Source organism: Undibacterium sp. 5I2, from assembly GCF_035019605.1.
Classification (GTDB): Bacteria; Pseudomonadota; Gammaproteobacteria; order Burkholderiales; family Burkholderiaceae_D; genus Undibacterium.
Window position 1 is genome coordinate 1 of record NZ_JASJVS010000078.1, and the last position, 15,617, is coordinate 15,617.

The window sequence follows — 15,617 nt, forward strand, 5'->3', positions numbered from 1 at the left end:
TTTTGCGACAGCCTCTTTTGGCCGGTGAGCGACGAAGGAGCGACGCGATGGGAGGGGATGCAAACCCCTTCCAGAGTATTTTCCATCGTCGCTTGCGACGATCCATTAACTTGTTTGAGGAGTTTTCCATGTTTCATAAAGTAAAAATTGCATTTCCATTAAAACAGCTGGCGGCCGCTTCAATCTTGCTTGCTGCCATAGCTGCCCAGGCGTTTTCGCTCGACGCACTCAGTAATCAAGACGCCAGCACCGGCATGAAGGCCGCACTCGATAAAGGGGCGGTCGCGGCGGTGGCGCAATTGGGCGTGGAAAACGGTTTTCTCGGCAACGATAAAGTCAAAATCCCTTTGCCATCCATCTTGGAAAAAGCCCGTCCCATCCTCAAAATGACCGGTAAAGGCCAACAGCTCGATGACTTGGTGGTGGCGATGAACCATGCCGCCGAAGCCGCTGTGCCTATGGCCAAACCACTGTTACTCAATGCCGTCAAGAGTATGAGCTTGACCGACGCCAAGAATATCCTCAGCGGCGGCGATACTTCGGTCACCGATTTTTTCAAACAAAAAACCGCACCGGCTTTGTATCAGAAATTTTTACCGGCAGTCAAAGGGGCGACCGATAAAGTCGCTTTATCGGCACAATATAATAGCGTCGTCTCTCAGGTGCAGAAGTTCGGTGCGGTACCGGCGCAAGAGGCCAGTGTGGAAGCCTATGTGACACAAAAGGCGCTCGACGGCTTGTTTCTCATTATCGGTGAGCAAGAGCAGGCGATTCGGAAAGATCCGCTCGGGGCCGGCAGCAGCGCCATTGCCAAGGTCTTTGGTTTGATGAAATAAGCGCGACTGTGGTTTTTTGGGGCGAGTCACACTCTTGCTACGGCCGCCCCAATGCGCGCCAAGCGCGTTTTTCAGCAGCGCGTAGACGGCCAGCTGCGTAGTTTCACTTAAGTAGAGCTTGTTGCAACGCAGCATCAGTTTTCTGGTACTTTACAATGGCAATAAACGCTAAGAGTTTCAAGCACGAGTCGTCTATTCTATAAAAAAAATCTGGAGACCAACATGTCCTACAAAATACAAGCACTGATTACTTCCGCTCTGCTGAGCTGGTCGCTGGCCGCCGTGGCCGCTGAACCGATTAAAATCGGTGTGGCTGGCCCATTCACTGGCGGCTCCGCACCGATGGGTGTGTCGATGCGTGACGGCGTGAAACTTGCCGTTGCAGAAATCAATGCCAAAGGCGGCGTCCTCGGCCGACCACTGCAATTGATCGAGCGTGATGATGAAGCCAAAAATGAACGTGGCGTGCAAGTCGCGCAAGAGTTGATCAATAAAGAGCGCGTCGTGGCCACGGTAGGTTACATCAATACCGGCGTATCTTTGGCTTCGCAGCGTTTTTACCAAGAAGCTAAAATTCCAGTCTTGAATAATGTCGCGACTGGCAGCGTAGTCACGAAGCAATTTCTGGCACCTGAATTTGCTGACAATTACATTTTCCGCACTGCCGCCAGTGACACGATTCAGTCTGCCATGATCGTTGAAGAAGCGGTCGGCAAGCGCAAGTTCACCAAGGTGGCGATTCTGGCCGATTCCACCAACTACGGCCAACTCGGCCGTGCTGATTTGGAAAAAGCCTTGAGTGCCAAAGGTTTGAAACCAGTCGCCGTGGAAAAATTCAATATCAAAGACGTCGATATGACGGCGCAATTGCTCAAGGCTAAGCAGAATGGTGCCGAAGTGATTCTGACTTACGGCATCGGTCCTGAACTGGCGCAAATTGCCAATGGCATGGAAAAACTCGGTTGGAAAGTGCCGATGATCGGTAGCTGGACTTTATCGATGGGGAACTTCCTCGACAATGCCGGTAAAAACGGTAACGGCGCATCGATGCCACAAACCTTCATCCAAGATCCGAACACACCGAAGCGTAAGGCCTTCATCGAAGCCTACCAAAAATCGTATAAAGTTGATCGCATCCCTTCGGCCGTTTCGGCTGCTCAAGGTTACGACTCGATCTATCTGTTGGCCGCTGCGTTCAAACAAGCCGGCAGTACCGAAGGCCCGAAAGTCCGTGCGGCCTTGGAAAATCTGAATGAAACCGTAGAGGGCGTGGTCGCCACCTACAACAAACCGTTCAGTCATGACGATCATGAGGCGATCAAAGCCGGCATGCCGTTGATGGGGACTGCAAAAGATGGTCACATCGTGGTCGAGAAGTAAGACTTACTTCCGTTCTTGGCATACGGAGCAGGCGCAGCAGTGCCGGCTCCCTTTCTCTGCATCGCTTAGTTGCTATGTCATGGCTGTCGCTTGCGACAGCCATGCGGTATAGCTACGGCCCTACTCCCTTGGAGTGAAAAATGGAAATCTTATTACAGCTTGTCTTCAGCGGTATTTCGCTGGGGATGATTTACGCCGTCATCGCCTTTGGTTATCAACTGACCTTTGCAACTTCCGGCACACTTAACTTTGGCCAAGGCGAGTCGCTCATGCTCGGTGCCTTGGTGGGCCTGAGTTTGGTCGGCAGCGTACACGGCGGCCCGTACATGAATTACTGGCTGATGATACCGCTGGTGATCTTGTTCGGCGGCTTACAGGGCGTGGTAGTGGAATGGATTGCGGTGCGCCCGGCAATCAAAATCAAATCCGAATTCGGTTGGATCATGTCGACCATTGCATTGGCGATTATCTTCAAAAATGTCGCGGAAAATATCTGGGGTAAAGATGATTTGACTTTCCCTTCGCCTCTGTCGGCCGCACCGTTTCAAATTTTCGGTGCCAATGTTCAGCCCATGCAAGTGGTGGTGGTGATCGGTGCCTTGGCGATGATGTTGGCGGTGGAATTGTTCAACCGTAAATCCATCTATGGCAAAGCGGTGGTGGCGACTTCCAATGATCGCGACGCCGCCGGTCTGATGGGCATCAACACCAGCATGGTGATTACCTTTTCTTACGCCTTGTCATCTGCCACGGCGGCCTTCGCCGGTGTGCTGGTTGCACCCTTGACCTTGACCGGCGCCACCATGGGCTCGGCGCTGGGTTTGAAAGCCTTTGCCGTAGCGATTATCGGTGGTTTGACTTCCGGTATGGGTGCGATCGTCGGTGGTTTGATACTCGGCGTGGCAGAAACCTTGACGGGTTTTTATATTTCCACCGGCTACAAAGAAGTACCGGGCCTGGTGTTGCTGTTGCTGGTTTTGGCCTTCAAGCCGGCCGGATTATTCGGCAAAGCCGCGATCAAAAAGGTCTAGGAGACAGACAATGAATATCAAGACTATGGCAGCATCGCTGCTCGGTATTGCGGCACTCGGTTTGTTCCCGGTGTTCATGCACAACCCGTATTATTTGCATCTGGCAGAAACCATCCTGATTTATGCCATCTTATTGTTTGGCCTCGACATCGTGGTTGGTTACACTGGTCAAGTCTCGCTCGGCCATGCCGGCTTGTTCGGCATCGGTTCGTACACCACCGGCGTGCTGTATTTTAAACTCGGTATGCCGATACTGCTGGCGCTGCCGGCCAGTATAGGCGTCACTGCCGTGTTCGGTGCGCTGTTGGCACTGCCAGCATTGCGCGTGACTGGGCCGTATCTGGCGATGGTCACGCTGGCCTTCGGTACCATCATTCAAATCCTGATCAATGAGATGAGTTTTCTCACCGAGGGGCCGATGGGACTGAAAGTCGCCAAGCCAATTTTGTTCGGACAAAAATTATCCGAAGTCGGCAATTACTATTTGGTCGCGGTGATGATGGTGTTGGCGACGGTGTTGGTCCATCGTATCTTACGCTCGCATCTGGGACGAGCATTTCAAGCGCTGCGCGACAGTCCTATCGCCTCCGACTGCATGGGCGTGTCGGTGTATCGTTACAAGGTTTACGCCTTCGTGATCAGCGCCGCCTTGGCTGGTTTGGCCGGTAGTTTGTATGCCTATTCAGAAGAGTATATTTCACCGAACACGTACAACTTTGAATTGACCATACTGTTCCTCTTGGCGGTCATCATGGGCGGGCGGAAAAGCCGTATCGGTTCGCTGCTCGGTGCCTTCATTGTGGTGATGCTGCCTTCGCTGTTGGCCGATATCGAACTGTTCCGTCAGATCGCGACGGTGGCTGCCGTAGTCGGCGTACTCGGGGCTGCTTTCACCCTGTTTAAAGGACGCAAGACCGTGCGTGAATTGGCCGTACCAGTAGTGGCAACGGTGGGGATGGCGATCTTTTCTTACAAGCTCGAAAATATCACTGACTGGCGGCTGACGATTTTCGGTTTGATGACTTTGTTTGTCGTGTATTACCTGCAGGATGGTATCGTCGGTTTCGTCAATGCCTTATTCGGCAAGGGCCCGCGCCATTTAGTGGCCAATACTGCACAATTGGCGGTGAGTGATGAATTGGCGATAGCCAAAGCCAATGGCGAGCGCGTCGGTATTTTACTCAGCGGCCGACAAATTCTGATGCAGTTCGGTGGTTTGAAAGCCTTGAATCAGGTCGATCTGCAAATCGCCAAAGGCACCGTGCATGGCTTGATCGGTCCTAACGGTTCCGGTAAAAGCACGATGATGAATGTACTCACCGGCATCTACAAACCGACCGATGGCGTGGTCGAATTTGCCGGCAAACTGATTTCGGGCATGACGCCGTCGGCGATTGCTTTGGGTGGGGTGGCACGTACTTTTCAGAATGTGCAACTGTTCGGTGAGATGACGGCGATAGAAAACGTCTTGGTTGGTTTGCACAGTACCTTCCGCAGTCATGTCGGTGATGTCATGCTGCATACGCCGCGCTATCGCCGTGAAGAGCAGGCGGCACGGGCGCGGGCAGCGAGTATTTTGCAGTTTGTCGGTTTGTCCGATTTAGCCAATGAAGAGGCACGCAATTTACCATATGGTAAACAACGCTTGCTGGAAATCGGCCGTGCGCTCGGTCTCAATCCACAATTATTGTTGCTCGATGAACCGGCGGCTGGCTTGACCGCACCCGATATCAAAGAGCTCATCGCTATCATTCGCAAAATTCGCGACCACGGTGTGACGATCATTCTGATCGAACATCATATGGATGTGGTGATGTCGATCTGCGACACCGTGACGGTGCTCGATTTTGGTCAGAAAATTTGCGAAGGAAAGCCGGCCGATGTGCAGGCCGACCCGAAAGTCATCGAGGCTTATCTCGGCGGCAGTGTCAGCGACGATCTCGCTGCGGCCACCAACGCGGCCAGCGCCTAAGGAGAACAGTATGCTGAGTATTTCAAATTTACACGCGGCCTACGGCAAGGTGCAAGTATTGCATGGCATTTCCATCGAAGTCCCGAAGGGCAAAGTGGTGACCTTGATCGGCTCTAACGGTGCCGGAAAAACCACCACCATGCGCGCCATTTCGGGCATGTTGAAACCGAAAGAGGGCACCGTGCGTTTGGCCGGTAACGATATTACCGGGCTCGATTCACATCGTATCGCACGTGCCGGTTTGGCCCATTCGCCGGAAGGCCGGCGGGTGTTTTCGACCATGAGCGTGACCGATAATTTATTATTGGGAGCGTTTCCGCGCTTTACCAATGCGCGCACCCGCGGCGATATCGACAGCGATTTGCAAAAAGCGATGGAGTTGTTTCCCCGTTTGCGCGAGCGGCGCAATCAATTGGCCGGCACCTTGTCGGGCGGCGAACAGCAAATGCTGGCGATGGCGCGCGCAGTGATGCTCAACCCCGAAGTGATTTTGCTCGATGAACCGTCGATGGGCTTGGCACCGATCTTGGTCGATGAAGTGTTTCGCATCATTTCTCGGCTCAAGAAGGAAGGCATCACCATGCTGCTGGTCGAGCAGTTCGCCGCTGCCGCCTTGGCGGTGGCTGACTACGGTTATGTGCTGGAAAACGGTCGCATCTCGGTACATGGGCCGGCGGCCAAGTTACAGAATGATCCGGCGGTACAAGCCGCGTATCTCGGTGGCGGTGCTGCGCACTGAGTTATCAGGATAGAAAAAGGGGCAGCTGCAGCTGCCCTTTTTTTAATCAATCGTCAACCGCGCAACTCGCGCAGCGGATGTGCATAGTCGGGCCACGCCGGCGCAAAAAAATCCTGCACCATGGCCTTGCTGACCTCGCTCAGTTGTGCCGGTCGCCATTGCGGCGCATGGTCTTTTTCCACCACCAACGCGCGTATCCCTTCGAGTACTTCGCCATGCGTGAAACAGTGGCGCACCATGCCGCGTTCCATGCGCAAGCAATCGGATACCGTCATGCCGGCGCTGCGGCGCAGTTGTTCGCGCGTCACGCACATCAGCAGCGGCGAACGTTTGGCCATATTGGCGGCGGTTTTTTGTGCGAATTCGGCGACGTCAGCGCTCAGTGTCGTAACGATGTCTGGCACGCTGGCTGCGCTGAAATGCCTATCGATCAGCGCCCGTTCACGCGCCAACATGCTCGCCTCTGGCCGCGCTTGTTGCGCGAATGGCGCGGCAAATTCACGTATGGCTGCGCGCAGATCGAGCGCATCGCTGTGCGCCAGCAACTCGAACAGTGCTGGCAATTCGGCGGTTGGGACGAAGACATCGGCCAGGTCGGCATACAGGGCATCGGCGGCAGTGATGATGTCGCCGGACAGGCCAAGGTAAGTACCGATTTGACCGGGGCAACGCGACAGGAAATAGCCACCGCCGACATCGGGGAATAAACCGATATTTACTTCCGGCATAGCCATCTTGGTGCGCTCGGTGACGATGCGCAGGCGGCATGCCGGGCCGGCTTGAGCAACACCCATGCCGCCACCCATGACCACGCCATTCATGATGGCGATGTAGGGCTTAGGGTAGAAATGAATCAAATGATTGAGCGCGTATTCTTCGCTGAAAAAATCTTCCAAGAGGGCGCTGCCGCCGACCGGGCCGACGCTGCCGACTTCATAAAAAAAGCGGATGTCACCACCAGCACAGAAGGCTTTCTCTGCGCTGCTGTGGATGACTACGGCGCGAATGCTGGTATCCTCACGCCAGGCCAGCAACTGTGCGCTGAGGGTGCGGACCATTTCCAGTGAGAGCGAATTGAGCGCGGCCGGACGGTCCATGCAAAGGTAGGCAATCTGATTGTTGACCGAGGTGAGAATGTGTTCGCTCATGATATGACCGCTCAAAGGGAAAAGTGTATTTTAGCCGGTGTCCCGGGCTGGTGGCATGCAGATGAAAAAAGGACGCTGAGGCGTCCTTTTTACTTTCACAGAGTAAGAGTCAGATCAATTACGCCGACGCGGGATCAGGCATATGCTTGATCGCTTCATGTGGGTGTTCCTGAATCTTATCTTTGTGTTTGATGACTTGCCGATCGAGCTTGTCGATGAGGGCATCGATGGCTGCGTACAAGTCATGTGCCAGGCTTTCAACGTGGATGTCTTTACCGCTGATGTGCAGATTAATATCGGCCTTATGGCACTTCTCTTTTTCGCGGAGCTTATCGACAGTCAGAATGACAGCGATATCAATAACTTGATCAAAATGTCGCCGGACACGCTCAAGTTTGGTATGTACGTATTCACGAATTGCAGGAGTTACTTCGACGTGATGTCCACTGATGGTGAGATTCATACTACGCTCCTATGATGATGGTACTTGCTAGGGTGATCTATCTTCAGCTCATTGAAAAGATGCGTTCGAGCTAAATTATATATAGCAATGTAAAACGTGATTTCAAGGTCTGTTTAAAAACATTTACGCATACTGACCGGGGGGATTTTCAGAGCTTCACGGTATTTTGCAACGGTACGCCGAGCAATCACCATACCCTGTTCACCCAGCATGTCTGCGATTTTACTGTCAGAGAGTGGGCTTTTCTGGTCTTCTGCTCCTATCAATTGCTTGATGAGTGCGCGGATCGCGGTGGATGAAGCTTCGCCGCCGGTTTCCGTCGCTACATGACTGCCGAAAAAATACTTCAACTCAAACATACCATGCGGGGTGAGCATGTATTTTTGCGTTGTTACACGAGAAATAGTGCTCTCGTGTAGACCTAGTGTATCAGCTATTTCGCGCAACACAAGGGGTCGCATGGCAACGGCACCGTGGGTGAAAAAGTTCCGTTGTCTTTCCACTATCGCTTGGGCGACACGCAAAATTGTTTCGAAACGTTGACGCATATTTTTGATCAACCAACGTGCTTCTTGCAACTGCGGTGCCATACAGGTATCACCGCGATTTTGGCGCATGATATTGGCATACATATTGTTCACCCGCAGCTTGGGCATCACGTCTTGATTGAGTAAAACTTGCCAGCCATTGGCTGATTTTTTGACGATCACGTCCGGTGCCACATAGTCGGAACTGTTGAGCGCAAAGCTGCTGCCTGGACGTGGTTGGCACATGCGGATCACGGTTTGCGCTTCGCGTAAGTCTTCATCATCGCAATCGAAGATTTTTTTGAGTTTGCCGAAATCGCGCTGGGCGAACAGCGGCAGTTGTGTTTCTATAATTGCCAGCGCCAGTCGCCGCGTGACGAAGGCGATCTGCGGCAAGCGTTTGATTTGCAGGGCCAAACATTCGGCCACGTGACGCGCACCGACGCCGGGTGGATCGAAGCTCTGCACCATACATAATGCAAATGACAACTCTTCGGCTTCGACGCATAATTCCAGCGGCAAGCTGGCATGAATTTCATCGAGCGTCTCAGTCAGGTAGCCATGATCATCGATGGCATCGATGATCAATTCGACCAAGGCCAAGTCGCGCGGAATACGCAAGCTCAGACGCATTTGTTCGAGCAAGTGTTCGCGCAGGCTGATATGACTGGCTTCGAGTTGACGAAAGCCTTCATCGTCATCATCGTTGCGCTGGCCGGGTGCGACATCGCTCCAGTCATCTTGAGCGGCACTGACGCTGTCATTGATCGGCACCTCGATCTCGGCCACTGCTTCTGTGCTGGCACTGGCGGCTTCCTGCGGCAACGCTGTTTCCATGCCGGCATCAGGCGTGCTGCTGGCGCTGTTGATGGCACCGTCGGCCAACAAACGCACGGCGTGCTCGAGCGGGTCGTCGACGCGCTCGAGCAGTGGATTCTCGAGCAGCAGATTTTCCAGTTCCTGATGCAGCTCCAAGGTTGACAATTGCAGCAAGCGTATCGATTGCTGTAATTGTGGTGTCAATGCCAAGTGCTGGGAGGTACGAAGTTGCAGGCTTTGTTTCATGATTCTTCCCGTCACATGCGGAAATGTTCTCCCAAATAAACCCGACGCACTGACTCATTTTGGATGATGTCGTCCGGTTTGCCGCTGGCCAGCACGGCACCTTGGTTGATGATGTAGGCGTGGTCACAAATGCCCAGAGTTTCACGCACATTGTGATCGGTGATCAAGACGCCGATGCCGCGCTCTTTGAGAAAGCCGACGATGCGCTGAATTTCGATGACAGCAATCGGATCGACACCGGCGAACGGTTCATCGAGCAGCACGAAACGTGGGTTGGTCGCCAGCGCCCGGGCGATTTCTACGCGTCGCCGTTCGCCGCCCGACAGCGCCATGGCTTGGCTATCGCGAATTTGTTCAATTTGCAAGTCAGCCAACAAAGCATTGAGACGAGCGCTGATTTTTTTTTCGCTTAAATATTTTCCATCTTTGCTTTTTTGTAACTCCAATACGGCGCGTATATTTTCTTCCACCGTCAACTTACGAAACACCGAGGCTTCCTGTGGCAAGTAAGACAAGCCGAGCACGGCGCGCCGATGGATAGGTAAATGGGAGACGTCGACGCCGTCGATTTTGATTTCACCCGCATCCGATGGAACCAAGCCGACGATCATATAAAACGAGGTGGTTTTTCCGGCACCATTCGGGCCCAACAGCCCGACCACTTCACCGCTTTTGACGAGCAGCGAAACATCGCGCACTACTTGGCGCGCACCGTAACGTTTTTGCAAGCCTTTGACCATCAAGGTACTTTGTTGTTCGCTCATGTCAGTTCGCCTGATTTTTCGGTTGTATCGTCATTTTGATACGGCCGCCACCGTTGACCTGGGTACCGTTGCTCGAATTGCTGCCGACGAAGACATCATTTTTACTATCATAGGAAAGAAACTCGCCTTCCTGCTCATCGGTGACGCGCTTGCCGTCGAGATAGCGCACATGGGCCTTGGAAATAAATTTAACGAATTCGGTTTTCTCATCATATTCCGCTTTTTCGGCTTCGCCCTCGACCCATAAATCGGCACCGCCATCGCGTTTCTGGCGGAAATGTATTTTGGCACCGGGTTTGGCGAACAGATTGATATGCTGAAACTCATCGGCCGCTTTCACCGCTACCGCGCGTTCGGCCTTGACTAATAAGGTGCCGCGGGTGATGACGACGTCGCCGGTAAATGTATTGGTGTTGCTCTTGCCTTCGCTGACTAAATGTTCCGCTTCGATAACCATTTCTTTTTGGCTATCGGCTTTTTCAGCGTGGGCCGAGGGCAACAGGGTGCCGACCAGCGTGGCCAGCAGTGCCGTTGTCATCATACGCAGAGTGAGGATGCTTGGCATACGGGGTACTTTCTAAAAATTCAATATTGCAGACACTTAAAACCATGGTGGCGGTGTTAATTGTTGCTGCGTTTCTTAATGCGCGAGTGGACTTTACTTAATAATTCCAATTGCTGGCTGCTGTTATTGGCAAACATGCCGACCGCATGAGTTTCTGTGTTTTTACTCAGCAGCGTAACGGCGCGATCCGATTGGATCACATCATCATCCGGTATCAACATCAGGTAATCGGTCTCAAGCCGCATGTAATGCGAGTTCAAGCCATCGGGGCGGTCGACGCTGACCTGATCATACAGATGCACGACATCATGTTGGCGTGCTGGTGTGATCAAGTTGGACTTTTGATCCACCACGGCGCGCTCGGCGATGATGGTGATCGGCGCGCGTTGCGCGTCGAAACTGTTGATATGCGGTTTGCTGATTTCGATCTGATCGGTTTGCGGCAAATGAATCAAGCGCTCGCCGGTGACATGGTAATTCGCCTTGCCCTCATTGGATAATTTAATAAAATTAAATTTCTCAACATAGTAGTCAGGCTCGGCACGTACATTGATACGATGATATTCATCGGCACCGCGGCGGCGCATCGCATCGTCGATCCAGAAACTGGCCAAAGCCACGCCAGCCATCACGGTAACGGCGATCCAAATGCGCGCACGGTCGATAGTGATGGGAGATTTCATGTCAGATAGCTGGACAATACTTGTTCATACTTATTCTGTGCGCGCAAAATAAAATCGCACACTTCCCGCGCCGCGCCGTGCCCGCCGCCCGTGTTGCAAACGTAATGCACCCGTTGGCGCACTTCGAGGTGGCCGTTGGGGACGCTGGCCGCAAAGCCGACCCGAGTCAATACCGGCAAATCGATGATGTCATCACCAATAAAACCACATTCTTCGGCCGCTATCTGCAATTCTGTCAGCAGTGACAGGAATGCGGTTTTTTTGTCGTGTATCCCTTGGCGCACGTGGGTGATGCCGAGATCGGCGGCACGTTTGCTGACGATGGGCGATTGCCGGGCACTGATGATGGCCGTGGCGATACCTGCATCTTGCAGCAAACGTATGCCTTGGCCATCAAGGACATTGAAAGTTTTCAAAGCCTCGCCATCGGCACTGAAATGCAGGCTGCCATCGGTGAGAATGCCATCGACATCAAAAATCATCAGGCGTATGCGGGCAGCGCGGGCGCTAGCGTCATTCATTAAATCACCTTGGCACGGGTCAGGTCGTGGATATGCAAGGCACCGACGAGTTTGTCGTCTGCATCGGTGACCAACAACTGATTGATGCGGTAGGTTTCCATCACCTCAACCGCTTTGACGGCCAATTGTTCGGCACGTATGCTGTGGGGATTTTTATGCATGACTTCGGCAATGCTGATTTGCGTGAAATCGCGCACGCTCTCCATCATGCGGCGCAGATCGCCATCGGTAAATACGCCGATGATGTGATCTTGCTCATCAACCACAGCAGTCATCGCCATGCCTTTTTTGGTGATCTCCAATAAGGCGACGATCAATTTGGTGTCCGGTCGTACACGCGGGATGGCATCGCCCGTGCGCATGACATCTTTCACATGCGTCAACAGACGGCGGCCGAGCGCCCCACCCGGGTGCGAGCGGGCAAAATCTTCTTCGCGAAAGCCTCGGGCATCGAGTACAGCTACCGCCAAGGCATCGCCGAGCGCCAAGGTGACCGTGGTGCTGGCGGTCGGTGCCAGGTTAAGCGGACATGCTTCTCTATCGACTTGCAAGCTCAGGTGGACATCGGCGAGCCGTGCCAAACTCGACTCCGGATTGCCGGTGAAAGCAATCAGCTTGACGCCCAAGCGTTTAATTATTGGCAATATTGCCATTAATTCGACCGTTTCGCCGGAATACGAAATGGCGATGAAGGCATCTTCGCGCATGATCATGCCTAAGTCGCCATGGGCGGCTTCGGCCGGATGCACAAAAAATGCCGGTGTGCCAGTTGAGGCGAAGGTCGCGGCAATTTTGTGTGCGATATGGCCAGATTTACCGATCCCAGAGACGATCACGCGGCCACTGCATTGCAGTGCGATGCGCACGGCCTGCGCGAAGCCAGGCGCATCGCTGCTATTTAGTCTATTCTTTAATGCAATAATGGCATCGGCTTCAATTTGCAAGGTGTCCGAGGCAAGTTGCAGAGCGCGCAAGGCGCTGCTGGCATCGGCCGAGTTGGACGAGTTGGATAGGTCGGCCGGCGGGGCCGAAGGAGCCGAGAAATGGGAGGCAGGAAAAGCAGTCATGTCCGAAGTATAAACCAAATTCAGTAAGCAAAAACTCTGCCAGATGTAAGGTAGTGTAGAAGCATACGCAGAAAGCAGAAAGTGCACGCCATAAATCGGCAATAATAGCAGGCATGACTGCTCTCGATACCACACTCACTCTGCTGGCCGCCGCCGTTTTTGGTGTGGTAGCATTTCGCATGTTGCAATTGCCACCCATCTTAGGTTACTTGACGGTCGGCATTTTAATCGGTCCATTCGGCCTGCGCATGGCAGAAGATGGCGTGGTCACCCACGAGTTGGCAGAATTCGGCGTGGTCTTCCTGATGTTTTCGATAGGCTTGGAATTTTCTTTAGCCAAATTGATGGCCATGCGGCGCGCGGTGTTCGGTCTTGGCATGGCGCAGGTACTGACCACCATCCTCATGGCCATGGCTGCCGCATGGATGGCCGCACACTGGTTGCCACAGTATTTTCAGATCAGTTGGGAAGCCTCGTTTGCACTCGGCGGGGCCTTGTCCATGTCATCGACGGCGATTGTGTCGAAAATGTTGACCGAGAAATTAGAGCTGGAAAGTCCGCACGGTCGCCAGATCATCAGCGTATTGCTGTTTCAAGATTTGGCCGTGGTGCCTTTGCTGATCATGGTGCCGGCACTGGCGGCGCATTCTGATGACATTGTGCAAACGCTGGCCTGGGCCGGTGCCAAAGCCGTGCTGGTCTTGGGTATCCTGCTCGTCGGTGGGCAGAAACTGATGCGCGTGTGGTTTCGCATTGTGGTTAAGCGGCGCTCGCAGGAATTATTCATGCTCAATCTGCTGCTCATCACCTTGGGTGCGGCTTGGTTGACTGAAAAAGCCGGTTTATCGATGGCGCTCGGCGCTTTTGTTGCCGGCATGTTAATTTCCGAAACCGAATATCGGCACCAGGTTGAGGAAGATATCAAACCGTTTCGCGATGTCTTGCTCGGCTTGTTCTTCATTACCATCGGCATGTTGCTCAATTTAGGTGTGGTGTGGAATCAGTTCGGATTGGTCTTATTGTTGTTTGTGGTGCCGATGCTGATGAAATTATTACTCATTACCGGCTTGGCTAAATTATTCGGCAGTCCGACCAGTGCTGCGTTGCGCACCGGTTTGGGCTTGGCGCAGGCGGGCGAATTCGGTTTTGTGTTGCTCAACCAAGCAGGAGTATTGCACCTCATTGATGCCGACTTATTGCAAGTCATCTTGGCGGCGATGGTGCTCTCGATGTTGGCTTCACCCTTCATCTTGGCCAAGTCGGATGCCATCGTGATGAAATTCTCTGCCAACGAATGGATGATGCAGTCACTGGCGTTGACGCAAATTGCGGCACGCACGATGAATGCAAAAAAACACGTCATCATTGCCGGTTTCGGCCGTAGCGGCCAAAGCCTGGCACGTTTGCTGGCCGAAGAAAATATCGAATACCATGCGCTCGATCTCGATCCTGACCGCGTGCGTGAAGCGCAAACGGCTGGTGCCAATGTTTCGTATGGTGATGCGGCGCGGCGCGAGAGTCTCAAAGCCGCCGGCATCAATCGCGCTGCCGCCTTGGTAGTGACCTACACCGGCACCGCCTCGGCCTTAAAAATTTTGCATTTTGTTACGGAGATGCATCCGGGCTTGCCGGTCATCATACGCAGTCATGACGATAGCGATCTCGATATACTACGCGCTGCCGGTGCCACCGAAGTCGTGCCGGAATTAATGGAAGGTAGCTTGATGTTGGCCTCCCATGCCTTGGTACTGCTCGGTGTACCGCTACGGCGTGTGGTGCATAAGGTGCAGGCGGCACGCGATGCTCGCTATGCCTCGTTGCGTGGCTTTTTTCACGGTCTGGGCGACGCCACCGACAGCCCGGAAAATCTGCAAATCCGTTTGCACACGGTGGTGTTGCCAGAACGCTCGCAAGCGGTCGGTAAAAGCTTGGCCGAACTCGAACTCGGCGCTTTGGAATTGGATGTGCAGGCTTTACGACGTGGTAAGTCGCACTTGGTGCCAGAGGGCATGCAGGTTTTGCAGGGCGGTGATGTGCTGGTGTTACGCGGCACATCAGAAGCAGTCGCAAGAGGTGAGCAACGCCTGTTAAAATGACGCGCTTTTGCTGCGTCGTTACTTAATCTATTCCAGTACGGCGCTTTCGATTGATTTTCCATGGAAAGACTTGCGCCGATGCTGAACCCCGCCGAATATATCAAAGACCATATCCGCACCGTACCCGACTGGCCACAAGCTGGTGTGATGTTTCGTGATATCACACCTTTATTGCAAAATCCTAAGGTATTCCGTGTGCTCATCGATATGTTTGTGCATCGTTACATGGATCAACAGATTGATGTCATTGCCGGACTCGATGCCCGTGGCTTCATCATCGGTTCGGTGCTGGCGTATGAACTCAACCTCGGATTTATACCGATCCGAAAAAAAGGCAAATTGCCGTTTCATACCGTGTCGGAACAATATGAACTCGAATATGGCAGCGCCACGGTGGAATTGCACGCCGATGCTTGCCAGCCCGGTGACCGGGTGGTGTTGATCGATGATTTGGTTGCCACCGGCGGCACCATGATGGCTGGCCGCAAATTGCTCGAGCGCTTAGGTGCCGTCGTAGTCGAAGGTGCCGTCATCGTTGATTTGCCGGAATTGGGCGGCTCTCGCCTGATCAAGCAAAGCGGTTTGCCCCTGTATACCGTTTGCCAATTCGATGGTCATTGAGCGTGCCGGGCTGCTGATTTTCCTTGGGCAGACCTGAACATCGTGCTTAGTTTTCAGCCCAGTTCATCAAAAATCTGACTAGGGTTTGAAACCCCGGCCTTCAGAGGCTGTCGCAAAAGGGTAGTGAGTCGGTATCATT

The 15,617-nt window shown here is 53.3% G+C and carries 15 protein-coding genes; 7 read left to right on the top strand and 8 right to left on the bottom strand.

Annotation, left to right across the window (positions count from 1 at the left end; translation table 11 throughout):
- The first annotated feature begins 128 nt into the window (after positions 1-128).
- The 5 genes from QN359_RS18020 (at position 129) to QN359_RS18040 (ending at position 5,958) form a co-directional block, all read left to right on the top strand.
- A complete protein-coding gene (locus tag QN359_RS18020) occupies positions 129-836 on the top strand; it encodes a DUF4197 domain-containing protein (protein WP_322249853.1) in 708 nt (235 codons plus the stop codon).
- 222 nt (positions 837-1,058) lie between these two features.
- Positions 1,059-2,216 carry an ABC transporter substrate-binding protein gene (locus QN359_RS18025; RefSeq protein ID WP_322249850.1) on the top strand — a complete coding sequence of 386 codons (1,158 nt, stop codon included), beginning with the start codon at positions 1,059-1,061 and terminating at the stop codon, positions 2,214-2,216.
- 140 nt (positions 2,217-2,356) lie between these two features.
- Positions 2,357-3,247 (top strand): branched-chain amino acid ABC transporter permease, encoded by an 891-nt coding sequence (locus QN359_RS18030; protein ID WP_322249848.1) that lies wholly within the window; start codon positions 2,357-2,359, stop codon positions 3,245-3,247.
- Between the two features lie 10 nt (positions 3,248-3,257).
- Entirely contained in the window at positions 3,258-5,219 is a 1,962-nt protein-coding gene (locus QN359_RS18035) for a branched-chain amino acid ABC transporter ATP-binding protein/permease (protein ID WP_322249847.1), read from the top strand.
- 10 nt (positions 5,220-5,229) lie between these two features.
- Positions 5,230-5,958: an ABC transporter ATP-binding protein gene (locus QN359_RS18040; RefSeq protein ID WP_322249846.1), complete on the top strand. Its 729-nt coding sequence runs from the start codon at positions 5,230-5,232 to the stop codon at positions 5,956-5,958.
- 53 nt (positions 5,959-6,011) lie between these two features.
- On the opposite strand, the gene QN359_RS18045 is transcribed toward QN359_RS18040, so the two are convergent.
- From QN359_RS18045 to QN359_RS18080, 8 genes are all read right to left on the bottom strand, one after another.
- On the bottom strand, positions 6,012-7,106 hold the full coding sequence (locus QN359_RS18045) for an enoyl-CoA hydratase/isomerase family protein (protein ID WP_322249845.1): 1,095 nt from the start codon (positions 7,104-7,106) through the stop codon (positions 6,012-6,014).
- Positions 7,107-7,224: 118 nt separating this feature from the next.
- Complete coding sequence (hpf, locus tag QN359_RS18050) at positions 7,225-7,569, bottom strand: ribosome hibernation-promoting factor, HPF/YfiA family (RefSeq protein ID WP_322249844.1); 345 nt, start codon at positions 7,567-7,569, stop codon at positions 7,225-7,227.
- Between the two features lie 113 nt (positions 7,570-7,682).
- A complete protein-coding gene (locus QN359_RS18055) occupies positions 7,683-9,161 on the bottom strand; it encodes an RNA polymerase factor sigma-54 (RefSeq protein ID WP_322249843.1) in 1,479 nt (492 codons plus the stop codon).
- 11 nt (positions 9,162-9,172) lie between these two features.
- A complete protein-coding gene (gene lptB, locus QN359_RS18060) occupies positions 9,173-9,925 on the bottom strand; it encodes an LPS export ABC transporter ATP-binding protein (protein ID WP_322249842.1) in 753 nt (250 codons plus the stop codon).
- A gap of 1 nt (position 9,926) precedes the next feature.
- The gene (lptA, locus tag QN359_RS18065; protein ID WP_322249840.1) at positions 9,927-10,490 is read right to left on the bottom strand and encodes a lipopolysaccharide transport periplasmic protein LptA; all 564 of its coding nucleotides are present in this window, start codon (positions 10,488-10,490) and stop codon (positions 9,927-9,929) included.
- Between the two features lie 56 nt (positions 10,491-10,546).
- Positions 10,547-11,173, bottom strand: a complete 627-nt coding sequence (gene lptC, locus QN359_RS18070; protein ID WP_322249839.1) for an LPS export ABC transporter periplasmic protein LptC — start codon at positions 11,171-11,173, stop codon at positions 10,547-10,549.
- A complete protein-coding gene (locus QN359_RS18075; protein ID WP_322249837.1) occupies positions 11,170-11,694 on the bottom strand; it encodes an HAD family hydrolase in 525 nt (174 codons plus the stop codon). Before QN359_RS18075 ends, lptC begins: the two co-directional genes overlap by 4 nt.
- Positions 11,694-12,761, bottom strand: coding sequence for a KpsF/GutQ family sugar-phosphate isomerase (locus QN359_RS18080; RefSeq protein WP_322249835.1), 1,068 nt, complete (start codon positions 12,759-12,761; stop codon positions 11,694-11,696). Before QN359_RS18080 ends, QN359_RS18075 begins: the two co-directional genes overlap by 1 nt.
- Positions 12,762-12,874: 113 nt before the next feature.
- Between QN359_RS18080 and QN359_RS18085 the strand changes: the two genes are divergently transcribed.
- The gene (locus QN359_RS18085; RefSeq protein ID WP_322249834.1) at positions 12,875-14,857 is read left to right on the top strand and encodes a cation:proton antiporter; all 1,983 of its coding nucleotides are present in this window, start codon (positions 12,875-12,877) and stop codon (positions 14,855-14,857) included.
- Positions 14,858-14,917: 60 nt separating this feature from the next.
- Positions 14,918-15,478 carry an adenine phosphoribosyltransferase gene (locus tag QN359_RS18090; protein ID WP_322249833.1) on the top strand — a complete coding sequence of 187 codons (561 nt, stop codon included), beginning with the start codon at positions 14,918-14,920 and terminating at the stop codon, positions 15,476-15,478.
- Positions 15,479-15,617: the final 139 nt, after the last annotated feature.

What these genes read in the sequence shown, in the direction of transcription:
- QN359_RS18020 (WP_322249853.1), top strand. Translation starts at nt 129, where the DNA reads ATGTTTCATAAAGTAAAAATTGCATTTCCATTAAAACAGCTGGCGGCC.
- QN359_RS18025 (WP_322249850.1), top strand. Translation starts at nt 1,059, where the DNA reads ATGTCCTACAAAATACAAGCACTGATTACTTCCGCTCTGCTGAGCTGG.
- QN359_RS18030 (WP_322249848.1), top strand. Translation starts at nt 2,357, where the DNA reads ATGGAAATCTTATTACAGCTTGTCTTCAGCGGTATTTCGCTGGGGATG.
- QN359_RS18035 (WP_322249847.1), top strand. Translation starts at nt 3,258, where the DNA reads ATGAATATCAAGACTATGGCAGCATCGCTGCTCGGTATTGCGGCACTC.
- QN359_RS18040 (WP_322249846.1), top strand. Translation starts at nt 5,230, where the DNA reads ATGCTGAGTATTTCAAATTTACACGCGGCCTACGGCAAGGTGCAAGTA.
- QN359_RS18045 (WP_322249845.1), bottom strand. Translation starts at nt 7,106, where the DNA reads ATGAGCGAACACATTCTCACCTCGGTCAACAATCAGATTGCCTACCTT.
- hpf (WP_322249844.1), bottom strand. Translation starts at nt 7,569, where the DNA reads ATGAATCTCACCATCAGTGGACATCACGTCGAAGTAACTCCTGCAATT.
- QN359_RS18055 (WP_322249843.1), bottom strand. Translation starts at nt 9,161, where the DNA reads ATGAAACAAAGCCTGCAACTTCGTACCTCCCAGCACTTGGCATTGACA.
- lptB (WP_322249842.1), bottom strand. Translation starts at nt 9,925, where the DNA reads ATGAGCGAACAACAAAGTACCTTGATGGTCAAAGGCTTGCAAAAACGT.
- lptA (WP_322249840.1), bottom strand. Translation starts at nt 10,490, where the DNA reads ATGCCAAGCATCCTCACTCTGCGTATGATGACAACGGCACTGCTGGCC.
- lptC (WP_322249839.1), bottom strand. Translation starts at nt 11,173, where the DNA reads ATGAAATCTCCCATCACTATCGACCGTGCGCGCATTTGGATCGCCGTT.
- QN359_RS18075 (WP_322249837.1), bottom strand. Translation starts at nt 11,694, where the DNA reads ATGAATGACGCTAGCGCCCGCGCTGCCCGCATACGCCTGATGATTTTT.
- QN359_RS18080 (WP_322249835.1), bottom strand. Translation starts at nt 12,761, where the DNA reads ATGACTGCTTTTCCTGCCTCCCATTTCTCGGCTCCTTCGGCCCCGCCG.
- QN359_RS18085 (WP_322249834.1), top strand. Translation starts at nt 12,875, where the DNA reads ATGACTGCTCTCGATACCACACTCACTCTGCTGGCCGCCGCCGTTTTT.
- QN359_RS18090 (WP_322249833.1), top strand. Translation starts at nt 14,918, where the DNA reads ATGGAAAGACTTGCGCCGATGCTGAACCCCGCCGAATATATCAAAGAC.